This is a genomic window from Sphaerisporangium sp. NPDC005288 (assembly GCF_040607475.1).
GTDB lineage: Bacteria > Actinomycetota > Actinomycetes > Streptosporangiales > Streptosporangiaceae > Sphaerisporangium > Sphaerisporangium rhizosphaerae.
This window is the reverse complement of the sequence record NZ_JBEXGT010000009.1, coordinates 173,257-192,808: the sequence shown is the minus strand read 5'-3', so window position 1 is coordinate 192,808 and position 19,552 is coordinate 173,257. Positions and strand designations below refer to the sequence as shown.

The 19,552-nt window shown below is 71.9% G+C and carries 15 protein-coding genes; 8 read left to right on the top strand and 7 right to left on the bottom strand.

The genetic code is table 11. From position 1 onward, the window contains the following. Positions 1 to 366: 366 nt before the first annotated feature. Together ABZU32_RS11715 and ABZU32_RS11710 are read left to right on the top strand one after the other, a co-directional pair. Positions 367 to 987 (top strand): VOC family protein, encoded by a 621-nt coding sequence (locus ABZU32_RS11715; RefSeq protein ID WP_354920550.1) that lies wholly within the window; start codon positions 367 to 369, stop codon positions 985 to 987. Between the two features lie 471 nt (positions 988 to 1,458). Continuing rightward, entirely contained in the window at positions 1,459 to 3,639 is a 2,181-nt protein-coding gene (locus tag ABZU32_RS11710; RefSeq protein ID WP_354920547.1) for a hypothetical protein, read from the top strand. An 18-nt stretch (positions 3,640 to 3,657) separates the two neighbouring features. Here the strand turns inward: ABZU32_RS11710 and ABZU32_RS11705 are convergent, their stop codons facing one another. Both ABZU32_RS11705 and ABZU32_RS11700 read right to left on the bottom strand, forming a co-directional pair. After that, positions 3,658 to 4,176, bottom strand: a complete 519-nt coding sequence (locus tag ABZU32_RS11705; protein WP_354920544.1) for a CGNR zinc finger domain-containing protein — start codon at positions 4,174 to 4,176, stop codon at positions 3,658 to 3,660. Positions 4,177 to 4,675: 499 nt separating this feature from the next. Beyond that, complete coding sequence (locus tag ABZU32_RS11700; RefSeq protein WP_354920541.1) at positions 4,676 to 4,996, bottom strand: hypothetical protein; 321 nt, start codon at positions 4,994 to 4,996, stop codon at positions 4,676 to 4,678. Positions 4,997 to 5,183: 187 nt separating this feature from the next. On the opposite strand from ABZU32_RS11700, the gene ABZU32_RS11695 reads away from it, so the two are divergent. Beyond that, the gene (locus ABZU32_RS11695) at positions 5,184 to 6,137 is read left to right on the top strand and encodes a helix-turn-helix domain-containing protein (protein ID WP_354920538.1); all 954 of its coding nucleotides are present in this window, start codon (positions 5,184 to 5,186) and stop codon (positions 6,135 to 6,137) included. A gap of 171 nt (positions 6,138 to 6,308) precedes the next feature. On the opposite strand, the gene ABZU32_RS11690 is transcribed toward ABZU32_RS11695, so the two are convergent. After that, complete coding sequence (locus tag ABZU32_RS11690; protein WP_354920535.1) at positions 6,309 to 6,986, bottom strand: TetR/AcrR family transcriptional regulator; 678 nt, start codon at positions 6,984 to 6,986, stop codon at positions 6,309 to 6,311. A gap of 71 nt (positions 6,987 to 7,057) precedes the next feature. Between ABZU32_RS11690 and ABZU32_RS11685 the strand changes: the two genes are divergently transcribed. After that, complete coding sequence (locus ABZU32_RS11685; RefSeq protein ID WP_354920532.1) at positions 7,058 to 8,176, top strand: serine hydrolase domain-containing protein; 1,119 nt, start codon at positions 7,058 to 7,060, stop codon at positions 8,174 to 8,176. 90 nt (positions 8,177 to 8,266) lie between these two features. On the opposite strand, the gene ABZU32_RS11680 is transcribed toward ABZU32_RS11685, so the two are convergent. Then, on the bottom strand, positions 8,267 to 8,905 hold the full coding sequence (locus ABZU32_RS11680) for a TetR/AcrR family transcriptional regulator (RefSeq protein WP_354920529.1): 639 nt from the start codon (positions 8,903 to 8,905) through the stop codon (positions 8,267 to 8,269). Between the two features lie 101 nt (positions 8,906 to 9,006). On the opposite strand from ABZU32_RS11680, the gene ABZU32_RS11675 reads away from it, so the two are divergent. After that, complete coding sequence (locus ABZU32_RS11675; protein WP_354920526.1) at positions 9,007 to 9,747, top strand: SDR family oxidoreductase; 741 nt, start codon at positions 9,007 to 9,009, stop codon at positions 9,745 to 9,747. 54 nt (positions 9,748 to 9,801) lie between these two features. Here the strand turns inward: ABZU32_RS11675 and ABZU32_RS11670 are convergent, their stop codons facing one another. Beyond that, a complete protein-coding gene (locus ABZU32_RS11670; protein WP_354920523.1) occupies positions 9,802 to 11,004 on the bottom strand; it encodes a cellulose binding domain-containing protein in 1,203 nt (400 codons plus the stop codon). A gap of 263 nt (positions 11,005 to 11,267) precedes the next feature. Next, on the bottom strand, positions 11,268 to 12,491 hold the full coding sequence (locus ABZU32_RS11665; RefSeq protein ID WP_354920520.1) for a cellulose binding domain-containing protein: 1,224 nt from the start codon (positions 12,489 to 12,491) through the stop codon (positions 11,268 to 11,270). Between the two features lie 453 nt (positions 12,492 to 12,944). Between ABZU32_RS11665 and ABZU32_RS11660 the strand changes: the two genes are divergently transcribed. The 3 genes from ABZU32_RS11660 (at position 12,945) to ABZU32_RS11650 (ending at position 18,965) form a co-directional block, all read left to right on the top strand. Then, complete coding sequence (locus ABZU32_RS11660) at positions 12,945 to 14,678, top strand: ABC transporter ATP-binding protein (protein ID WP_354834354.1); 1,734 nt, start codon at positions 12,945 to 12,947, stop codon at positions 14,676 to 14,678. 32 nt (positions 14,679 to 14,710) lie between these two features. Beyond that, on the top strand, positions 14,711 to 16,801 hold the full coding sequence (locus ABZU32_RS11655) for an ABC transporter ATP-binding protein (RefSeq protein ID WP_354834351.1): 2,091 nt from the start codon (positions 14,711 to 14,713) through the stop codon (positions 16,799 to 16,801). Positions 16,802 to 16,961: 160 nt separating this feature from the next. Beyond that, positions 16,962 to 18,965, top strand: coding sequence for a hypothetical protein (locus ABZU32_RS11650; protein WP_354920517.1), 2,004 nt, complete (start codon positions 16,962 to 16,964; stop codon positions 18,963 to 18,965). Here the strand turns inward: ABZU32_RS11650 and ABZU32_RS11645 are convergent. Further along, entirely contained in the window at positions 18,955 to 19,281 is a 327-nt protein-coding gene (locus tag ABZU32_RS11645) for a hypothetical protein (RefSeq protein WP_354920514.1), read from the bottom strand. The two genes, ABZU32_RS11650 and ABZU32_RS11645, sit on opposite strands and share 11 nt — an antisense overlap. Between the last annotated feature and the right edge of the window lie 271 nt (positions 19,282 to 19,552).

Below are 19,552 nucleotides of genomic sequence, written 5' to 3'. Positions count from 1 at the left end.
TGGCACTCTCCCTGGGCTCCCGGAAGGGCGGAGACGCTTGTCCGCCTGCCGATAGTCATCGGGGTGACCGCTCGTGAGACCGGCGGGCTCGTACCTCTCGCAGGGCGAGGGGCACCGCGATGTAATCATGTAAGCAAGAGTCTTCGCAAGCTTCCTGCGGGTAAGTGGTGAACCGGAGAATGGCTTGGCCCGGACCGTCGACTGATACAGGTGGATCGGCGGGCAGTGGGTGATCAAGGGGGTGACACCGGCGTGGTGGTCGCTGAGAGTGGGGGACGACACGTATCTCCAGTCTCCACGGAAGTCGTGCCGAGGACCCGTCGTGTCGGGTAGCGGGTGGCTCAGGGTGGGTGGGGAGAATCCGTGATGATTGATCCGGCTCTGGATCATCTTGTTTATGCGGGTCCGGATCTCGCGGCGGCGGTGGCGCGGGTCGCGGAGGTGACGGGGGTGCGGCCGGTCGAGGGTGGGCCGCATCCGGGACTCGGCACGCGCAACTTCCTGCTCGGGCTCGGCGGCCGGGCCTACCTGGAGATCATCGGTCCCGATCCCGACCGGCCGGCTCCCGAAGGGCCTCGGCCGTTCGGGATCGACGAGTTGACCGCACCGGCGCTGGCCGGGTGGGCCCTCGCGGTCGAGCCCGGGGGACTGGACGAGCGGGTGGCGAAGGCGAGGCGGGCGGGGTACGACCCGGGCGAGCCTGCCGCCATGTCGCGGTGCAGGCCGGACGGCACCCTGCTCGCCTGGCGGCTCATCCCGCTGCGGAGCGGGCCGTTGCCCTTCCTCATCGATTGGGGGACCACCGCCCATCCCTCCGTCGGTCTGCCTGTCGTGCCGCTGAGGTCGCTGGCGATCATCCATCCCGCACCAGAGACGATCCGGCCGACGCTGACCGCACTGGGGGCGGCCGTCACCATTCGGGCAGGCGAGCGTCCGGCGCTGCTGGCAGAGATCGGTGCGGACGATCGAGCCTTCGCTCTGCACTGACCGGGTCGATCGGCGGGCGGCTCGCCGTGCCGCCACTCGTCCGTTCACGGCATCACGGTTCTGTTCGCGCCGGTCGCCGGACGCAGGGCGCCCCGGTCACGGACCGTACGGTTCGGGGAGTACACCGGTCCACCGGTAATAGGAGTGCGCCGGCCCACCGGTGAGGGGAGTGCACCGGCTGACTGTACTGACCACAGAGGTCAGGTACGGGGCGACACGGTAAGGCGAGTGCACCGGTCGCCCGGTAAGGGGCGCCGGGGGGCGTGGCTTCCGCGAGAATCGGCGGCGGGTCGCTGAGAGCGTGGGCGGTCGCATGATGCCATTCGGCGGGTGATCGACCCAGAGGTCCGGAGATGAGGTGAGACGGGCGTGCCGTCCGCGTCCGAGAGTGGGGAAGGTCAGCCCGCCGGAGTGCCGCCGGGGGTGGGGGGCGGCGTGTGGCGGGCGTGCCGGATGGCGGGGCGGTTGTACGTGCCTTTGCTGTTCGTCTCGGTGGTCACCGTGGGCCTGGCCGGGCTCGTGGACATGGCCGTGCTGGCGTGGGTCACCGTGCCGGGCGGATCGGTGGTCAACGGGGTGCCCGTCCCCGGCGGTGGCTCGGTCGCGACGCGGGTGCTGCTGGGGTCGGCCGTCGTCGGGACGATGGTCGCCGGGGTGGCGTCCATGATCGCGGGCTGTCGCCTGGTGGTGGCGGGGCTCGAAGGGCAACCGGTGTCGGCCGCGTGGGCACTGCGCGGGGTGGTCCGCCGGGCCGGCGCGCTGCTGCTTCTGTCGGCGATCCTGTTCGTGGCGATGGCGGTCGTCGTGGTCCCTTTCGCGGTGACAGGGGGGTACGCCGGTACCGCCGTAGGTGTGCTGGTGGCGATCGGGCCGTTCCTGCTGGTGTGCCGGGTGCTGCTCGCGATCCCCGTCCTCGGGGCGCGCCCGGTCGGGGCGGTGGCGGCCACGGTGCGGGCGGTGCGGCTGGCCCGCGGAGATCACCTCGCGACGGTCCTGCATCTGGGGATGGTGGCGGTGGTGTCGGCGCCGGCGTGGCTGCCGTCCTGGACGGCCCGATCGCTGTTCGCCGGTGGTCCGGCGGTGATCGCGGGCAACGTGGCGGCCGTCGTCCTCGGAATGCTGCTGGCACCCGTGCAGACGGCGTTGCTCGCGGGCTGCTACACCCACCTGTGCCGGCGTGCCGGTCAGGAAGCGTTGCAGGCGCCGGTGCCCGAGCAGGCGCCGCCGCGCCGGCTCGGCAGGCCGGTCGCCGCCGTGACGGCGCTGGGGGCGCTGGTGCTGGGCGCGATCTACGGTGCCCTCCTGTTCGGCGATCCACTGGGCCTCCCGACGGCCACACTCGTCGCCGCGCCGGCCGGGCGGGGGGAGACGGTGCCGCCGCACGTCGTCTTCGGCGCGCATGGCGCCCCGATCATCGCCGGTGTCGAGCCGCTGGCCTGTGAGGACGTGCGATGCGCGGCCTGGCGTACGGTCGAGATCGACGAGCCGCTGCGGCTCGTGGACCTGCGCGGCACCAACGTGGTGCCGGGGAACGACGGCACCATCCGCATCCTCCCGTGGGTGGGCGAAGGCGCGGAGATGAGCCTCCGGCTGGTCTCCTGCCCTCGCCACCGTTGCGACGATCTTCTCAAGGGCCGGCGCCTGGCCTCGGCGTCGTATGAAGGTCTGTCCGCCTACAGCGCCGTGGCCGCCGGTGCTCCCGCGCCGGTGATCGCGTCAGTGGTCCGGTCCGGGGCGGCAGGGGACCAGTTGCGCGATATTGAGAAGTTGTTCAAGGCGCTCAGCTCCCCGTTCCCGGCCGAGTCCCCGTCCCCGTCCCCGTCCGCGTCCCCGTCCCCGTCCCGGAGCGGTGACCGGGCTCGCGGTGCGCGACGGGCCGCTCCACGGCCGTCCCTCGGCGCGACTCTGGACGAACGTGTCCCCTCGGACGACGGGAGCCGCGACGACATATTTCTGTCACGCGTCGTGCCCAAGGACCGCTCGTCGGCGGTGCAGCTCACCTTGTGTGAGAGCCCGGCATGCGCTTCCCCGCGAACGGTCGGCATGTTCCGGGCGGGCCCCGACATCGTCTACCAGGACCGTCCGCTTGCCGTGGCGGTGGGAAACACCGGCTCGGCCGTGGTCGCTCATCTCGACAGGGAACGCCGGCTGATCACCGTGGCGGCCTGCGAGTCGGTGTCCTGCGAGAGTCACACGGTCCGGACGCTCGGGCCGCTGCCCGGCGATTGGGCCGGTTCAAGCGACTTCGTCCGGCTGGCTCTCGCCGTCAGGCGTGACGGCCGGCCGGTGCTCGCCTACAACGACCCGGGGACCGGCGCGGCGCGGATACTCACCTGCGTGACGGTGACCTGTGCCGGGACGCCGCAGGTCACGGAACTGCGCCGCCTGGCGCCGCTGCGGGGGTTCGGGTTCGCGCTGGACGACCGCGACCGGCCGCTGATCGCCGGCTACTCCCGCGGCGACGACCGGGTCACCCTTCTCGCGTGCGCGGACGAGACATGTGACGACAGACGCGAGGCTTCGTTCCTGCGGGCAGCGAAGCCTGGCTCGCTGGAACTCGCGATCGGGCCCGACCGGCTGCCGCGCATCGTCTGGGGCGCGGCGGGCGAGTACGACATCCTCACCTGCGATCGCCCGCGCTGCGGCCTGTGACCGATCGCGGCGTCCGTCTCAGGATCGGCGGGCTCGGTGGCAGCGGACGGCGTCGCGGTTGGAGCAGCGGGGTGAGCAGTAACGCTGAGCGCCGCCTCTGGACACGTCCACGTACACCCGGTCGCAGCCTTCCCGGGCGCAGCGGCCGAGCCTGGACATTCCCCGGCCGGTCAGGTGGAGGGCGGTCCCCACGGCGACCAGGGCTTGGAGCACTTCTCCGAGCGGCAGGCCGTTGTCGCGGTAGTGCAGGTGCCAGCCGCTCCCGCCGTGGTCGGTCAGGCGGGGGTGCGCGGTCGCCGTCGCGAGCAGGCGGTTCACCAGCTGCGCTCGCCGCCGGTCGTCGACGGCGTCGACGATCTCCGTCCACCCCTCGATGAGGTCCAGCGTGCGGGTGAGGTCTTTCTCGTCCGTCGGCATGTCCACTACGAGTCCGGCCTCCAGGCACCGTTCGACCAGTTCGTCGAGGGAGCCGGGCGGGAGGTTGGCCAGGTCGGCCATGAGGCACACGGCGTCCTGCCCGTAAGGGTTGAGATGCACAATGCCATTACATCACGCTGGTCCCATGAACGACCATGGCGAGCACACTTGGCGGACCCGTTCTCATCACCACACCAGCGAAGGCTCGGTGTACTACCAGTTCTGCCACTGCGGGCTGTGGCGCGTCGTCGCCAGGCCATCACCACCCCTGACGGAGGCGGCTGGGTGGCCAGTCTTCCATCAGGAACGGCGGAACAGCACGTCAGAACGTCGAAACGGCATGTAGGGGCGCCGGAACGCCGGCTGAGATCGCCTCGGTCGTGCTGTTCCTCATCGATGCCGCGAGCGGCTACATCAACGGCATCGTCATCGTCGCCAACGGCGGTGAGCCCAGTGTGTTGCCGGAGTAGCACACCCGGCGCACCGGACACACGGCGCTTTCCACAGACGGCCGCGATGGCCTGGAAGAGCGGGGCCGAGCCCGGCTCCCGCCAGTGGAGAAGAGCGTGGCCGGGCCCGGCTCCCATCAGTGGGAGCCGGGCTGGGCGCGAAGGGAAGGTCAGTACTGGCGGTGCTCGTCGGTCGCGCGGTTACTGGGGTTGTAGGTGCAGTAGAAGGTGCCGCCGAACGTGTTGTGGTCGTACGCCGCGGTCTTTTTGCAGTCGTTGCAGTCCCAGAAGGATTGAATGAAGGTGCTGTTCGGCCGGGCGGAGGTCGGCAGGTTGCACGAGTTGGCCAGGATCCGGGCCGCCGAGCTCGTCCGCGCCGCCGACGCGGTGGAGGCCGACACCGGCGTGGGCGCGACGAACAGAGCGGTGGCCGTGAGAGCCGCCGCGGCGGCGGCCGCTCCCGTGAGCCGTCGGCGAGTAGCGGTGCGCATGGCATTCCTCCTGTGGTTGCGATGACCGGACCGTGGTTCCGGACGACCGAAGTCGACCTTGGTCACGAGCCTGTCGAGGCTCGGAGGAATCCACAAAGCCTTTCGGTCCTCGCCGAAACACCGTTCCCGCCGTGCCCTTACGGGGGGCCGGTCGAGTGAAGATCGCAGGTGCGGGAAGATCGTGCGAATGATGCGTCTGCACTTCACCGCCGCCGACCTTCGTCTCATCACCTTCGCGCCGGCCCCGAACGCGCTGCTGGAGAGCGCTCTGAGCGTCCGCCGGCCATCCTGCGCCACCTGGTCGCGCCCCGAGGTCAGGGAGTGGCGCCGCTCGGTGGGCGACGGTTCGATCGACCGCGCGGGAGTGCTGGCGGACATGGTGCCCGAACAGAGCTTCATGCCGGACCTGCTGCTCCAGCCGGAGGCCGACGACCTGGCCGCGGCGGTGGAACTGGCGAAGAACACTCCGACGGAGCAGGTCATGGCCGACCTGAGCCAGCTTCCCCCGGCCGTGGGCGGGTCGTGGCGGCGCGAACTGGCCGAAGGCGACACCGTCGCGTGGCGGACGCTCACCGGCGACCTGTACGACTACTTCTCCTCCTCGCTGGCGCCCTTGTGGCCGAGGATCCGCGACACGGCCGCCGCGGACCGCGCGCTGCGCGCCGAGACGCTGCTGCGCGGCGGCACCGACGCCCTGCTCGCGACGTTGAGCGTCCGCTGCCGGTGGGAGCCACCGGTGCTACACGTCCAGGTCGCGGGCGAGTACGACGTCCAGTTGGGCGGGAACGGCCTGCTGCTGGTCCCGTCGTACTTCGCCTCCGGCCCGATGATGATGTACCGGCCCGGCCGTGCCACCGTGCTGGTGTACCCGATGCACGCCGGGGGCCGGCCGGCCGCCGCGGCGGACGCGCTCGGCCCGCTGCTCGGCCGCACCCGGGCCGCCGTGCTGGCCGCGTTGCGGCACCCGGCCACGACCAGTGCGCTCGCCGACCGGCTCGCGATCTCGCGGGCCTCCGCCAGTGAACACGCCACCGTGCTGCGCGACGCGGGCCTGCTCTCGACCACCCGGATGGGCAGCGCCGTCCTGCACACCTTGACCCCGCTGGGCGCGGCCCTGCTCACCGGCGACTCCGCCGGTTGAACCTGTGCCGCCGGTTGAACCTGTGCCGCCGGTCGCACCTGTGCCGCTGGTCGGACCTGTGCCGCCGACCGCTTGGTCCGCGCCCGGCCATGCCCTGCGCGGAAGGCGTCCCGGCGTGCTCGGCTGGTCGCGCCGAGTCGTACCGGTGGACCGGTCCGCCCTTTGGCGACTTCAGTCGCCCGCCAGAGGGGCGGGCCGGGGGATCCGGGCCTCGATCTGGGTGAGCTGGGCGGCGAGGATCGCTTCGAACACGGCGTGGCGGTTCTCGTGCAGAGGGCGGATGTCGCGGCCGAAGTGGGCCAGCGCGGGGAAGCGTTCGGGGTCGGCGCCCAGCACCGCGACGCGGAACGACTCCAGGCCCTGTTCGCGCTCTTCGGGAGTGGCGCTCTCCGCCGCCCCCTCGGAGGAGATCAACGCGGCGAAGAGGATCGCGAGCCGGTGGTAGTGCGCCGGGATCTCCTCGTCGGGCAGTCCCGATGCCCGTAGGGCCCGCAGCACCTCCTCTATGACCAGCCGGGAGCCGGCGCCGCCTGACGCGTAGCGTCCCCAGATCGCCGCGACCTGGGGATGCCGGCCGAAGGCCTCTTTCACCCGCATGGCGACGGTGGTGATGCACTGTTTCCAGTCGCCCTCGGGACGGTAGCCGTCCATGGCGGCGATGAGGATGCGGTCGGTGACCGCGCGCAACAGCTCGGTCTTGTTCCGGAAGTGCCGGTAGAGGCTGGAGGAGTCGGTGCCGAGCGCCGCGGCCAGCCGGCGCACGCTGAAGGAGTCGGCGTCGCTCGTGCGCAGCAGCCGCTCCGCCGTGTCCAGTATCTCCTCGGTCGACCAACGCCTGCGGCCTGCCATGTCACCCCTCTCGCCAGATCCAACCCTATCTATGCACTCACTGTTGCACGCACCGCGTGCATAATGGAGGCATGGAGAACCCACTGGATGTCGCGGCGCTCGAAGCCGCCATGGAGAAGGTCCACCGCGCAGGGGTGCCCGGAGTGTTCGCCGAGGTGTGCGACGGCGGCCACGTCTGGCGTGGCGCCGCCGGGGTCGCCGATGTCGCCACCGGCCGTCCCGTCACGGCCGGGATGCGGCACCGCGTCGGCAGCATCACCAAGACCTTCACCGCCGCCGCGGTGATGCGGCAGGTGGAGAGCGGTCGGATCGGGCTCGACACGTCGATCGGCCACTACCTGCCGCGCCTGGTCCCTGGAGACCGCGGTGACGCCATCACCGTCCGGATGCTGCTCAACCACACCAGCGGCCTCGCCGAGTACCTCCCTCACGCCTACCCGTCCCTCAAGGCGTTCCCCTCCGTGGCCGACACCAGGCCCGACAGCCTGGACGACAACCGGCTCACGCGGTTCGACCCGGCCGATCTCATCGCGATGGGAGTCGGGGCGCCCGCCCTCGGTGCGCCGGGCGGCACTCCGGGGGTGTACTCCAACACCAACTACCTGCTCCTCGGCAGGCTGCTGGAACAGGTGAGCGGCACCACGGCGGAGAGGTGCGTCACCCAGGATGTCATCGAGCGCGCCGGGCTCACCGGCACCGGTTTTCCGGCCGGACCGCAGGTCGACGGGCCGCACTCGCGCATGTACGAGGCGTGGTTCGGCATGATCGAACCGCCGCGCGACTACAGCGTGTACGACATGTCGTGGGTCGGGCCGGCGGCCTCGCTGATCTCGACCGTCGCGGATCTCAACCGCTTCTTCGGCATGCTGCTCGCCGGGGAGATCGTGGATCGGTCGTCACTGGCGCAGATGCGCCGCACCGTCCCGGTCGTCTCCCAGGAGGGGAAGGTGATCGACTACGGCCTCGGCCTGCACCCGATGGAGGTCCCCGGCGGCGGCACCTTCTGGGGCCATGGCGGCACGGTCTGGGGCGGCGGAGCGATGTCCATGACCCGTGCCGACGGCGGGCGGCGGATGTCGGTCGCGGTCAACCTGCAGAGGTGGAACGAACTCGACTCCTCGGGGAAGCCGCGGCCCCATCCCATCGACGGCGCGCTCGCGGGGTTCTACCGGGTGGCGATGTCCTGGTGATCACATGTGCGTGGTGTGTCCCTCCTGGCCGACCGGCGCCCCGTCCGCAACGTGAGGCTTCGACGCACTCCGGAGGGACTTCACCGTCACCTACTCCTGCGGCGCGGTCGCCGACGAGGCGGTTCGGGGGGAGGTGAGGGTGGTCCACGCGGCCAGCGCGCAGTCGATGATCGTCTCCAGGCGTGTCCGGCCGGCTCCGTCGCGGGATTGGACGGCCATGCCTTGCAGGACGGTGGCGTAGAAGGCGGCGACGGCGTCGATGTCCGTGCCGGGGGTGACGTCGCCCTCCTCGATTCCCCGTTCCAGCCGCCGCCGGAAGGACCACGGCACGAGCGCGCGGCGTTCGGCGAGGAAGTCGCGCAGCCCGGCGTTCGCGGTCGTGCCGGTCAGAGCCGACAGCACCACCATGCAGCCCGGCGGCGTGGCCGGATCGGCGAACCTGTCGGCGTTGACCCGAAGGGCGCGCGCGATGCCCTCCCGGGCGGTCGCCGAGGCCTCCAGGCACCGCAGCGGCTCGGCGCCCTGTGTCGCCCCGTACAGCTCGACGGCCTCCCGGAACAGGTGCTCCTTCGACCCGAAGCAGGCATAGATGCTGGCGGAGGCGATGCCCATGGCGGCGGTGAGGTCGGCCATCGAGGTGCTCTCGTACCCGTGCTCCCAGAACGTCAGCATCGCCTGGCGGAGCGCCAGGTCTCGATCGAAGCCACGCGGTCTGCCGCGTTCCGCCACGCCCGCCACCTTTCTTTGTCGATTGACAAATATATCCCTTGACCGGCTCGCGCGCATCCTGGTACCTATTTCTTTGCTGATCGACAAAGAAATGGGGAGACGTGACCGAACTGACCGGCAAGGTGGCGTTGGTGACGGGGGGCGGCCGCGGCATCGGCGCGGCGATCGCCCTGCGACTGGCGCAGGACGGGATGGACGTGGCCATCACCTACGCCCACGCCGCCGAGGAGGCCGAGGCGGTGGCCCGGCGCATCGAGACCGGCGGCGGCCGGGCACTGGTGATCGAGGCGGACTTCGCCGACCCGGACGCGGCCGTCGCGGCGGTCGAGCGGACCGCGAAGGAGTGGGGCCGGATCGACGTCCTGGTCAACAACGCGGCGGCGTTCGTCGCCGCGGAGCTGGGACAGATCACGCCTCAGGAGGTCGACCGAGTCCTGGCGGTGAACGTGCGGTCGGTCTTCCTGGCCTGCCAGGCGGCGGCCCGGCACATGGGCGCGGACGGCCGCCTCATCAACGTCGGCACCTGTGTGACCGAACGCGTCCCGGGGCCGGGAATGACCCTGTTCGCGATGAGCAAGTCCGCGCTCGCGGGCCTCACCAAGGGGCTGGCCCGCGATCTCGGTCCGCGGGGCATCACCGCCGTCCTGGTCCATCCCGGCCCGATCGACACCCACGCGAATCCGGCCGGCGGGCCGCAGGCGGCCGGATTCAGCGGCGCGACCGCGCTGGGCCGCTACGGCGCCGTCGACGACATCGCCTCCACCGTCGCGCACCTGGCCGGCGAGGGAGGCCGCTACATCACCGGGTCCGCCATCAGCGTCGACGGAGGCTTCGCCGCCTGACCCGGGGCTCCGTCCCCGAGTCCGCCGCCCGGACGCGCGGCCGCCCCCGGACGGTCAGCCTGAGGCGCAGGTGGCGCCGTTCAGGGTGAAGGCGGTGGGGGAGGGGTTGCTGCCGGAGTAGACGCCGTTGAAGCCGAGCCACAAGACCTGGCCGGGTTGAATGATCTTGCTCCAGGACTGGTCGGTCGCGGAGACGGTCGTGCCGGACTGGGCCCAGACGGCGGACCAGCCCGAGGTCAGGCGCTGGGTGGTGAGGGGGAAGTCGAACGCCAGCCGCCATCCGTCGATCGGCGTGCTGCCGGTGTTCTTGACGTTGACCACGGCGAGGAAGCCGGTCGCCCACGTTGTGGCGTCGTAGGTGACCGCGCACGCCACGGAGGGCGTCGGTGTCGCGGTCGGCGTCACGGTGGGGGTCGCGGACGGTGTGGGTGAGGGGGCGGTGTAGGTGGCCGGGTCGGACGGAGGGCTCAGCAGGGTGCCGGCCGTGTTGCGGGCGATCACCTGGAAGGTGTACGAGGGCTCGGCGCCGATGCTCGCCAGGGTTCGCGGAATCGAGCTGTCGATGGAGTAGCTCCACTCGGCGGAGGAGCGGCGGAAGGCGATGAAGACCACCGAGTTGCCGGCGTCCTCGGTGGACCACGACAGCGAGACGTTGCCCGTGCCGAGCCCGGACCCGATGCGCAGGTTCGTGGGCGCGTGCGGGATCGCCGGCGCGGGGGACGGGCCGGGGGTCGGCGGCTCGACCATGGCCGTGGCCTTGGTCAGCAGGCTCGGCACGCTCCTGTTGCCGGCGGCGTCCACGGCGACCACGTAGAACAGGTAGTCCCGGCCCGGGATGAGGTCGGACACCTCGGCGTAGACCGGAGTGGTCGAGGAGGCGGTGGTGATGCGCGCATGGGCCAGGGTGAAGGGGACGTTCGCGGGGGTGCCGTACGCCCAGGCGTACACCTGGTACCCGGTGACCCCGACGTCGTCGCTCGACGGCGCCCAGGTCAGGCCCGCCACCCCGTTCAGGTACACGTTACGGGGGGAGGGCGCGCCGGGCTCGCTGGGCGGTGTCGTGTCGGCGGCGACCGCGCCGGTCCGCGCCGAGCCGAGGACGGCCTCCGAGGCGGGGAGCCGGCCGGAGCCGAGGACGGCGCCCGACGCGGCCCGCGGACCCGCGCCGAGGGAGGCGCCTGAGGCGGGCAGCGGGCCGGCGGCGAGAACGGCCGCGGTGGCGGTGGCCGCGCAGCATCCGAGCAGGAGGCCACGCAAGGCGGCTCCACGGGGACGGGTGAAGGGCATGGGGAGCCTCTCGACGGGCGGACGAGACCCCGGGCGGGCCTGCGGCCGCGGCGTGCCGGTCATGTGTGAGGGTGCCGGTCAGGTGTGAGGGTGCCGGTCGGGTACGAGCGCGCCGGTCGGGTGTGGGGTGCGGGTCGAGTGTGAGGGTGCCGGTCGGGTACGAGCGCGCCGGTCAGGTGCGGGGTGCGGGGCAGATGTGGGGTGCCGCCGGACGTGGGTCCGGCGGTGGAAGGTCAGCCCGAGGTGCAGGGGGCGTCGTTGAGGGTGAAGGCGGTGGGGGAGGGGTTGGCGCCGGAGGAGGTGCCGTTGAAGCCGATCTTCAGGGACTGGCCGGGTCTGATGGTCTTGTTCCAGGCGGTGTTGACCGCGGAGACGGCCGTGCCCGTCTGGGTCCAGGTGGCCGACCAGCCCGAGGTCAGGTGCTGGGTGGTGAGGGGGAAGGCGAACGCCAGCCGCCATCCCGAGATCGGGGTGGCGCCGGTGTTCTTGATCGTGACGTCGGAGGTGAAGCCGGTCGCCCAGCTCTTGGCCACGTAGGTGACCGCGCACGTGCGGGGCGCGGAAGGGGTCGCCGAGGGGGTCGTGGGCGGCGTCGGGGTCGTGGGCGGGGTGGGGGAGGGCGACGGATAGGGGTTGATGTAGGTGACGGCGTTGGACGGGTTGCTCAGATTGCCTGCGTTGTCCCGCGCCACCACCTGGAAGGTGTAGGACGCCTCGCCGCCGATCGGCACCACCAGGGTGCGCGGAAGCGGGCTGTCGTCCCCGCGCCACCATTGGGCGGAGGAGCGGACGAACACCGGCCAGTGCGTCTCTGGCGTGTCACCGCTGGTCGACCACTGCGCTGCCACGTAGCCGGGTTCGGGCCCGGCGTACACGCGCAGGTCCCAGGGCTGGGGCAGCGTCGACGGGCCGGGGGACGACGCGGTCGGCGGCTCCGACATGGCCCTGTTCATCGCCAGAAGGCTCGGCACGCTCCGGTTTCCCGCGGCGTCGATCGCCACGACGTAGAACACGTAGGAGCGATCGGGCGTGAGGTAGAACACGTCGGCGTTCACCGTGGTGGCCGTGTGGGTGAAGTCCGCCTGAACGCGGCTGAATGATATTTCTGAACCGTAGGACCAGGCGTAGATGTCGTACCCGGTGACCCCGACGTCATCGGTCGACTGCGTCCAGGTGAGGCCGGCCACCCCGTTGCGGTAGACGGTGCGCGGGGTGAGCCCGGTGGGTTCGCTGGGCGGGGTGGTGTCGGCGGCGGTCTGGGCCGCGTCGTAGGCGGCGCCGACGGCGCCCACGGCGGGCACCTGCCGCGCGACGGAAGCCGGGCCCGCGACGGCGCCGGAGGCGGGCATCAGGCCGCCGCCGAGCATGACGGCCGTGACGGCGGCCGTGACGGTGGCCGTACAACCCGCGATCAGAAGGCCACGCGACGCGGTCCCCCGTGAACGTGGAAAGGGCATGAGAAGCCTCTCTCGTCGAGCGGACAGACCTCCGGACGGGCCCGCCCGCTGGGTGCAGGGTCAGAGCTGGTGCTGGTGCTGCACGGACGCGCGGGCGACGCCTGCATGCCACCGGCCCTCAGATCTGGAGCGCCCCCCGTCAGACGCGCTCGCGACCGGTTCGTCGCATCGGCTCCCCCGAGCGGGACGGCGACACGCGCCGTCCATCCTCGATCGTGCGCCGCGGGCGAGACCCGGTCCACCCCTCGTCGTGACCGGCGGTCTCCCATGACAGGTCACAGGCGGGGCGGCGGTCACGCGGAGCTGAAAGTTTCAGCCGGACGCGCAGGACATGCCCGGTCTTCGCGGGCGGTTTCGCCAGGCGAAAAACAGGGGAGAATGGGTCAACTCCTCCTATAGCGTGACCCAAGTGATTACCACGGTGGGTTCTGCCGCGCTGACCGGGGCGCGGACATGTTGAGCCGGTTGTTGCGGGTCCATCTGCGGCCCTATTCGACGGCACTGGTAGCGGTGGTCGCGTTGCAGCTCGTGGGGACCATCGCGTCTCTGTACCTGCCGAGCCTGAACGCCGACATCATCGACAAGGGGGTCGCCACCGGGGACACCGGCTACATCCTCGGCACCGGTGGCTGGATGCTGACGGTGTCGCTGGTGCAGATCGCCTGCTCGATCGCGGCGGTGTACTACGGGGCCAAGGTCGCGGCCGGGTTCGGGCGCGACGTACGGGGCGCGGTCTTCCACCGCGTGGTGGGGTTCTCCACCCGCGAGGTCACCCAGTTCGGGGCGCCTTCGCTGATCACGCGCAGCACCAACGACGTGCAGCAGGTGCAGATGCTCGTCGTGATGACGTGCACCATGCTGGTCGCCGCGCCGATCATGTGCGTCGGCGGCATCATCATGGCGCTGCGGCAGGACATCGGCCTGTCCTGGTTGATGCTGGTCTGCGTCCCAGCGCTGCTCGTCTCGATCGGCCTGATCGTCTTCCGCATGGTGCCGCAGTTCCGCGCGATGCAGACCCGCATCGACGAGGTCAACCGGGTGCTCAGGGAGCAGCTGTCGGGCATCCGCGTGGTGCGGGCCTTCGTCAGGGAGCGCGAGGAGACGCGCCGGTTCGCCGACGCCAACCAGGCGCTGACCGACACCGCGCTGCGCGTCGGCCGGCTGACCGCGCTGATCTTCCCCGTCGTCATGCTCATCCTCAACGCCTCCAGCGTGGCGGTGCTGTGGTTCGGCGCGGCGCGGGTGGACAGCGGCGAGATCCAGGTCGGCGCGCTGACCGCCTTCCTCATGTACCTGATGCAGATCCTGATGTCGGTGATGATGGCCACCTTCATCTCGATCATGATCCCGCGGGCCGCCGTCTGCGCCGAGCGCATCGGCGAGGTGCTGGACACCGAGTCGTCGGTGCGCCCGCCGGACGAGCCGGTGCGCGACGCGGGCAGGCGGGCCGAGCTGGTGATGCGGGACGTGGAGTTCCGCTACCCGGGCGCGGCGGCGCCCGTGCTGTCGGGGATCTCCTTCCGCGCCGTCGCGGGGCAGACCACCGCGGTCATCGGCAGCACCGGGTCGGGCAAGACGACCCTGGTGTCGCTGGTGCCGCGGCTGTTCGACGCCACCTCCGGCACCGTGTCGGTCGACGGCGTCGACGTCCGCGACCTGGACCCGCAGCTGCTGTGGACGCGCATCGGCCTGGTGCCGCAGAAGCCGTACCTGTTCACCGGCACCGTCGCGAGCAACCTGCGGTACGGCAACCCGAACGCCACCGACGAGGAGCTGTGGGAGGCCCTGGAGGTCGCCCAGGCGCGCGACTTCGTCGAGGCGATGCCCGAGGGGCTCCAGGCGCCGATCACGCAGGGCGGCACGAACGTGTCCGGCGGGCAGCGGCAGCGGCTCTCGATCGCGCGGGCGCTGGTCAGCAAGCCCGAGATCTACCTGTTCGACGACTCGTTCTCGGCTCTGGACCTGGCCACCGACGCGCGCCTGCGCGCCGCGTTGCGTCCGCGCACCGCCGAGGCCGCCGTCGTCATCGTCGGCCAGCGGGTCTCCACCATCGCCGACGCCGACCAGATCATCGTCCTGGACGACGGCGTGATCGCCGGCATCGGGACCCATGACGAACTGCTGGCCTCCTGTCCGACCTATGTCGAGATCGTGGAGTCCCAGGTGACCGCGGGGAGCGCAGTATGAGCCGGGTTCCGGCCGACCGTCAGGAGGGCGGCGTGAGCGAGCGTCCCACCGCACCGGCAGACCAGGCCACGCCCGCCGGGGGACCGGCCCAGGACGGCCAGGGGACGCAGGCCGGGGGTGGACCGGGTGCCGCGGCGGGGGGCAGGCCGCTCGCGGCTCCGGTGCGCCCGCCCGCCGGAGGTGGACCGTTCGGCAGGGGGCCCTTCGGCGGGGGAGGGATGCCCGCGGAGAAGTCGATGAACTTCGGCCCCTCCGCCCGCCGGCTGATCCGGCGGCTGGACCCCGAACGCCCCCGCATCCTGGCCGTCATCGCGCTGGCCGTGGTCAGCGTCGCGTTCGCCGTCATCGGGCCGAAGATCCTCGGCCGCGCCACCGACATCATCTTCAGCGGCGTGGTCGGCCGGCATCTTCCCGCGGGGACGACCAAGGAGCAGGCCGTCCAGGGCGTCCGTGCCTCGGGCAACGGCAACCTCGCCGACATGCTCGCGCGCATGGACCTGGTGCCCGGCCACGGCATCGACTTCGGCGCGCTCGCCACGGTGCTGACCTGGGCCCTGGTGCTGTACGTCGCGGCCTCGGTCTTCAGCTGGCTGCAGAACTACCTGCTCAACGACGCGACCCAGCGCACCATCTTCCGGCTGCGGTCCGACGTCGAAGACAAGATCAACCGGCTGCCGCTGAAGTTCTTCGACGGCCAGCCGCGCGGCGAGCTGCTCAGCCGGGTCACCAACGACATCGACAACGTGTCGCAGACCCTCCAGCAGACGTTGAGCCAGCTTCTCACCTCGCTGCTGACCGTCATCGGCGTGCTGGTGATGATGTTCGTGATCTCGCCGCTGCTCGCGGTCATCGCCCTGGTCACCATCCCGGTGTCGATGGTCGTCACCGGCCAGGTGGCCAAGCGCTCGCAGAAGCTCTTCGTCGCCCAGTGGGCGCACACCGGCACCCTCAACGCCCACATCGAGGAGGCGTTCACCGGCCACGAGCTGGTCAAGGTGTTCGGGCGCGGCCCGGAGGTCGAGGAGGTGTTCCGCGAGCGCAACGAGGACCTGTACAAGGCGAGCTTCGGCGCCCAGTTCATCTCCGGGATCATCATGCCGGTCATGATGTTCATCGGGAACCTGAACTACGTCGCCATCGCCGTCGTCGGGGCCCTGCGCGTCGCCACCGGGGCGATGAGCCTCGGCGACGTCCAGGCGTTCATCCAGTACTCCCGGCAGTTCACCCAGCCGCTGACGCAGGTCGCCTCGATGGCCAACCTGCTGCAGTCGGGGGTGGCCTCGGCGGAGCGGGTCTTCGAGCTGCTGGACGCCGAGGAGCAGGCCCCCGACCCCGCCGACGCGGCGCCGCCCGCCGACCGGCGCGGCCGGGTCGAGTTCGAGCACGTGTCGTTCCGCTACAACGCCGACCAGCCGCTCATCGAGGACCTCTCGCTGGTGGCAGAGCCCGGTCACACCATCGCGATCGTCGGCCCGACCGGCGCGGGGAAGACCACCCTGGTCAACCTCATCATGCGCTTCTACGAGCTGGACGCGGGCCGCATCACCCTGGACGGTGTCGACATCACCGCGATGCGCCGCGACGACCTGCGCTCCCAGATCGGCATGGTGCTCCAGGACACCTGGCTGTTCGGCGGCACCATCCGCGACAACATCGCCTACGGCAACCCGCGGGCCACCGAGGAGCAGATCCAGGCCGCGGCGCGGGCGACCTACGTCGACCGGTTCGTCCGCACGCTGCCCGACGGCTACGACACCGTGATCGACGAGGAGGGGAGCAACGTCAGCGCCGGCGAGAAGCAGCTGCTCACCATCGCGCGGGCGTTCCTGGCCGACCCGTCCCTGCTCATCCTGGACGAGGCGACCAGCTCGGTGGACACCCGCACCGAGGTGCTGGTGCAGCACGCGATGGCCGCGCTGCGCAGCGACCGCACCAGCTTCGTCATCGCCCACCGGCTGTCCACGATCCGCGACGCCGACCTGATCCTGGTGATGGAGGCCGGGAGCATCGTCGAGCACGGCACCCACGACGAGCTGCTCACCGCCCGCGGCGCCTACCACCGCCTGTACTCGGCGCAGTTCAGCGGCGCCCTGGTGGCGGCCGATGGCGACATGGCCGGGTGATTCCACCTCCAGCGGTGGACCACGCTCGGCGGTGGGCCACCGGGTCGGCGGTGGGCCGCGCTTGGCGGGTGAGCCACCGGGCGGCGATGGGCCATCGGTCGCAGGTCTGTCGCGGACTTCACCGATTCCTCGGTGACGCCGTGATTGCTACCGTTTACCGGTGGTCGCCTACACCGACGCGCGCCGGCGGCTGAGCGCCCTGGTACGGGGCGCCCGGCCCGGCGGACCGGTCGTCGTCAACCTCTGCGGGCCGGTCGGCGTGGGCAAGAGCCGGCTGGCCGCGGCGCTGGGCGGTACGGTGCTGACTCCGGCGGCCGGGCCGATGCCGGCCCCCCGGACGGCCACCGCCCCTCTGGTGGCCGATCGGACGGGTGGCCTGCCGCTGCCGGCCGATCGGACGGGCACCGTGCCGCTGGTGGACATACGGACCGGCGCCGTGCCGCTGGTGGACGCGCGGACCGGCGCCGTGCCGCTGGTGGCCGATGGCGGCGCCGCCGGTCCGCTCGTGGTCGACGGGGTCGACCACGACGCGCACGCCGAGGCCGTCCGCGAACTGCTCGCCGGCGTGGCGCCGGGCACGTGCGTGCTGGTCGTCGGGCGCAGGCCGCTGGTGTCCCGGCCCGGCTGGTCCGGCCTGCCGGTCGAGACGGTGCCGCTGTCCCCGTGGAGCCGGACGGCCGTGCGCAGGTTCGCGCGCTCGCGCGGTGTGCGCGACCCGGCCCGGCTCGACCTGGTCGCCGACCTGTCCGGCGGCATCCCGCTCATCGCCGACCGGCTCCTGTGCGCGCTCGCCGGGGGCGGGCACGCTGACGTTCTGGGAGGTCCGGCGGACGTTCTGGGAGGTCTGGCGGACGTCGTGGCGGGGGAGCTGCTGCGGCGGCTCGCCGTCGAGACCGCGGGCCCTCCGCCCGGCGCGCTGCCGGTCGTGGCCACCGTGGGCGGTGCGGACGCCGACCTGCTGGCCGCGCTCGTGCAGGGGACACCCGCCGACTTCGACCGGCTCAGAGCCTTGAGCGTCGTACGGCCGGAGGCGCACGGGCTGGTCGTGGTCGAGCCCTTCCGCACGATCTTCGAGCTGGCCTACCGGTGGCGGCACCCGGTCACGGCCCGCACGCTTCTGGACAAGGGCTCCGCGCACCGGCGGCGTCAGATCACCCGCACCGGTGACCCGGGCGTGCGCGCCAAACTGGCCGACCAGGTGCTGCACATGTCCGCCCATCCCCAGGTCCGCCCGATCTTCTTCCCGCCCGTGCCGGGGCCGCTGCGCGTCAGGGCGGCGGAGGCGGCGGACGAGGACGACATCGTCCGGCTGACCCGCCAGTGGGCCGGCATGGAGGCGCTCGACCCGCGCCGCGCCGACCGGATGCTGGAGCTGTGGATGACCACCCCCGGCAGCCTGTTCGACCTGGTCGTCGACGGCGACGACCGGCCCTTGGGCATGACGAACATGACGGGCATCGGCGCCGGGGCCGCGCCGCTGCTGGAGGCGCTGCTCCAGCAGCACGCGCCGCCGCCGGCCCCCTCGCCCGGCGGCGACGGCTCCGCCGGCGTCGTCCTGGGGATGCTGGTCACCGCGCCCCGCCGCCCGGCGGCGCGCGCCGTCATGCTGCGGCACATCCTGGCCACCGCCATGGCGAGCGGCAGGGTGGTCGTCTCCACGCCGTGGGCGCCGTACCAGCGGCTGTCAGAGCGCATGGGCCTGGTCCGGATGGGGGAGACCCGCGACGACCTGTTCCGCTGCGGACGCAGGAGCGGCGTCTTCGCGCGCACGTTCACCCCGCGCAACCTGCCCGGCTGGCTGCGGCAGCTCGAACGGGGCGCCGTCCCCGCCGAGGACGACGCGCTGGCGGAGGCGGTGCGCGCCGCCCTCGCCCGGCTGGGCGACCCGCGCCGGCCGGCCGAGGGCCCGCCGGCCGCGATGCCCGCGCTGGGGTCGCCCGAGGCGATCGCGGCCTTCGTCCGACGGCAGGTGGAGGCGCTGGCGAACTCCGGCTCACCCGTGGACCAGGAGGCCGGGCGTGTGCTCAGCCTGTACTACCTTCGTGGCGGCATCGCGCACGAGGCGGCCGCCCACCGCCTGCACCTGAGCAGGGCGACCTACTTCCGCCGCCTGGACCACGGCGTCCGCCGCCTGACCGAGGCCCTGCGCGCCGCTACGCGTTGACCAGCGTGGAGGGGCCGAGCTCGGTGTTGTGCGGGCACCGCGCCAGCGACGTGTCGCGCCCCGGGCCGTAGGCCATGGTGCCGTTGACGTACACGACGGTGCCGCGGGGCGTCTCGCACGCGACCCGCAGATACCAGCCGGTCGGGGTCGGGTTGTTGCAGGTGGCCGAGATCTGCGGGATGGAGAGGTTGTAGCCGTAGACGCAGCTCGCCGGGTCGACGGCGGCAGCCGCCGGTGCGGCCGTGGTCGCGACGACGGCCGCGGCGCCGATCAGGGCGGCGGCCGCCCCGTTGCTGAACCCTCGGACGATGGACATGATGACCTCCTTCGTGGGCTTGTGCCCGGAACCTAACAGCCCGTGCCGGCGGTGAAGTCTCACAACCGTCTCAAGCCCCCGCCGCCCTCGCCGGGCATCGGTCAAGCTGTGCTCGGCGTCGTGATCGCATGACTGAGCCGCCCTGATGCGCTTCCACGAACGTGCACCGGCTCGGGCGCCGTAGCAGGCGCCGGCATCGCCGTACCACGACCCGCCGACCCGGCGCCCATCACGTCCAGCACATGGCGGGAGTGGGGAGCCGCTGTCGGTG

Excerpts from the sequence above, each read along its gene's own strand:
- ABZU32_RS11715 (WP_354920550.1), top strand. The coding sequence starts at position 367 with ATGATTGATCCGGCTCTGGATCATCTTGTTTATGCGGGTCCGGATCTC.
- ABZU32_RS11700 (WP_354920541.1), bottom strand. The coding sequence starts at position 4,996 with ATGCGCACCGCTACTCGCCGACGGCTCACGGGAGCGGCCGCCGCCGCG.
- ABZU32_RS11695 (WP_354920538.1), top strand. The coding sequence starts at position 5,184 with ATGATGCGTCTGCACTTCACCGCCGCCGACCTTCGTCTCATCACCTTC.
- ABZU32_RS11690 (WP_354920535.1), bottom strand. The coding sequence starts at position 6,986 with ATGGCAGGCCGCAGGCGTTGGTCGACCGAGGAGATACTGGACACGGCG.
- ABZU32_RS11685 (WP_354920532.1), top strand. The coding sequence starts at position 7,058 with ATGGAGAACCCACTGGATGTCGCGGCGCTCGAAGCCGCCATGGAGAAG.
- ABZU32_RS11665 (WP_354920520.1), bottom strand. The coding sequence starts at position 12,491 with ATGCCCTTTCCACGTTCACGGGGGACCGCGTCGCGTGGCCTTCTGATC.
- ABZU32_RS11660 (WP_354834354.1), top strand. The coding sequence starts at position 12,945 with ATGTTGAGCCGGTTGTTGCGGGTCCATCTGCGGCCCTATTCGACGGCA.
- ABZU32_RS11645 (WP_354920514.1), bottom strand. The coding sequence starts at position 19,281 with ATGTCCATCGTCCGAGGGTTCAGCAACGGGGCGGCCGCCGCCCTGATC.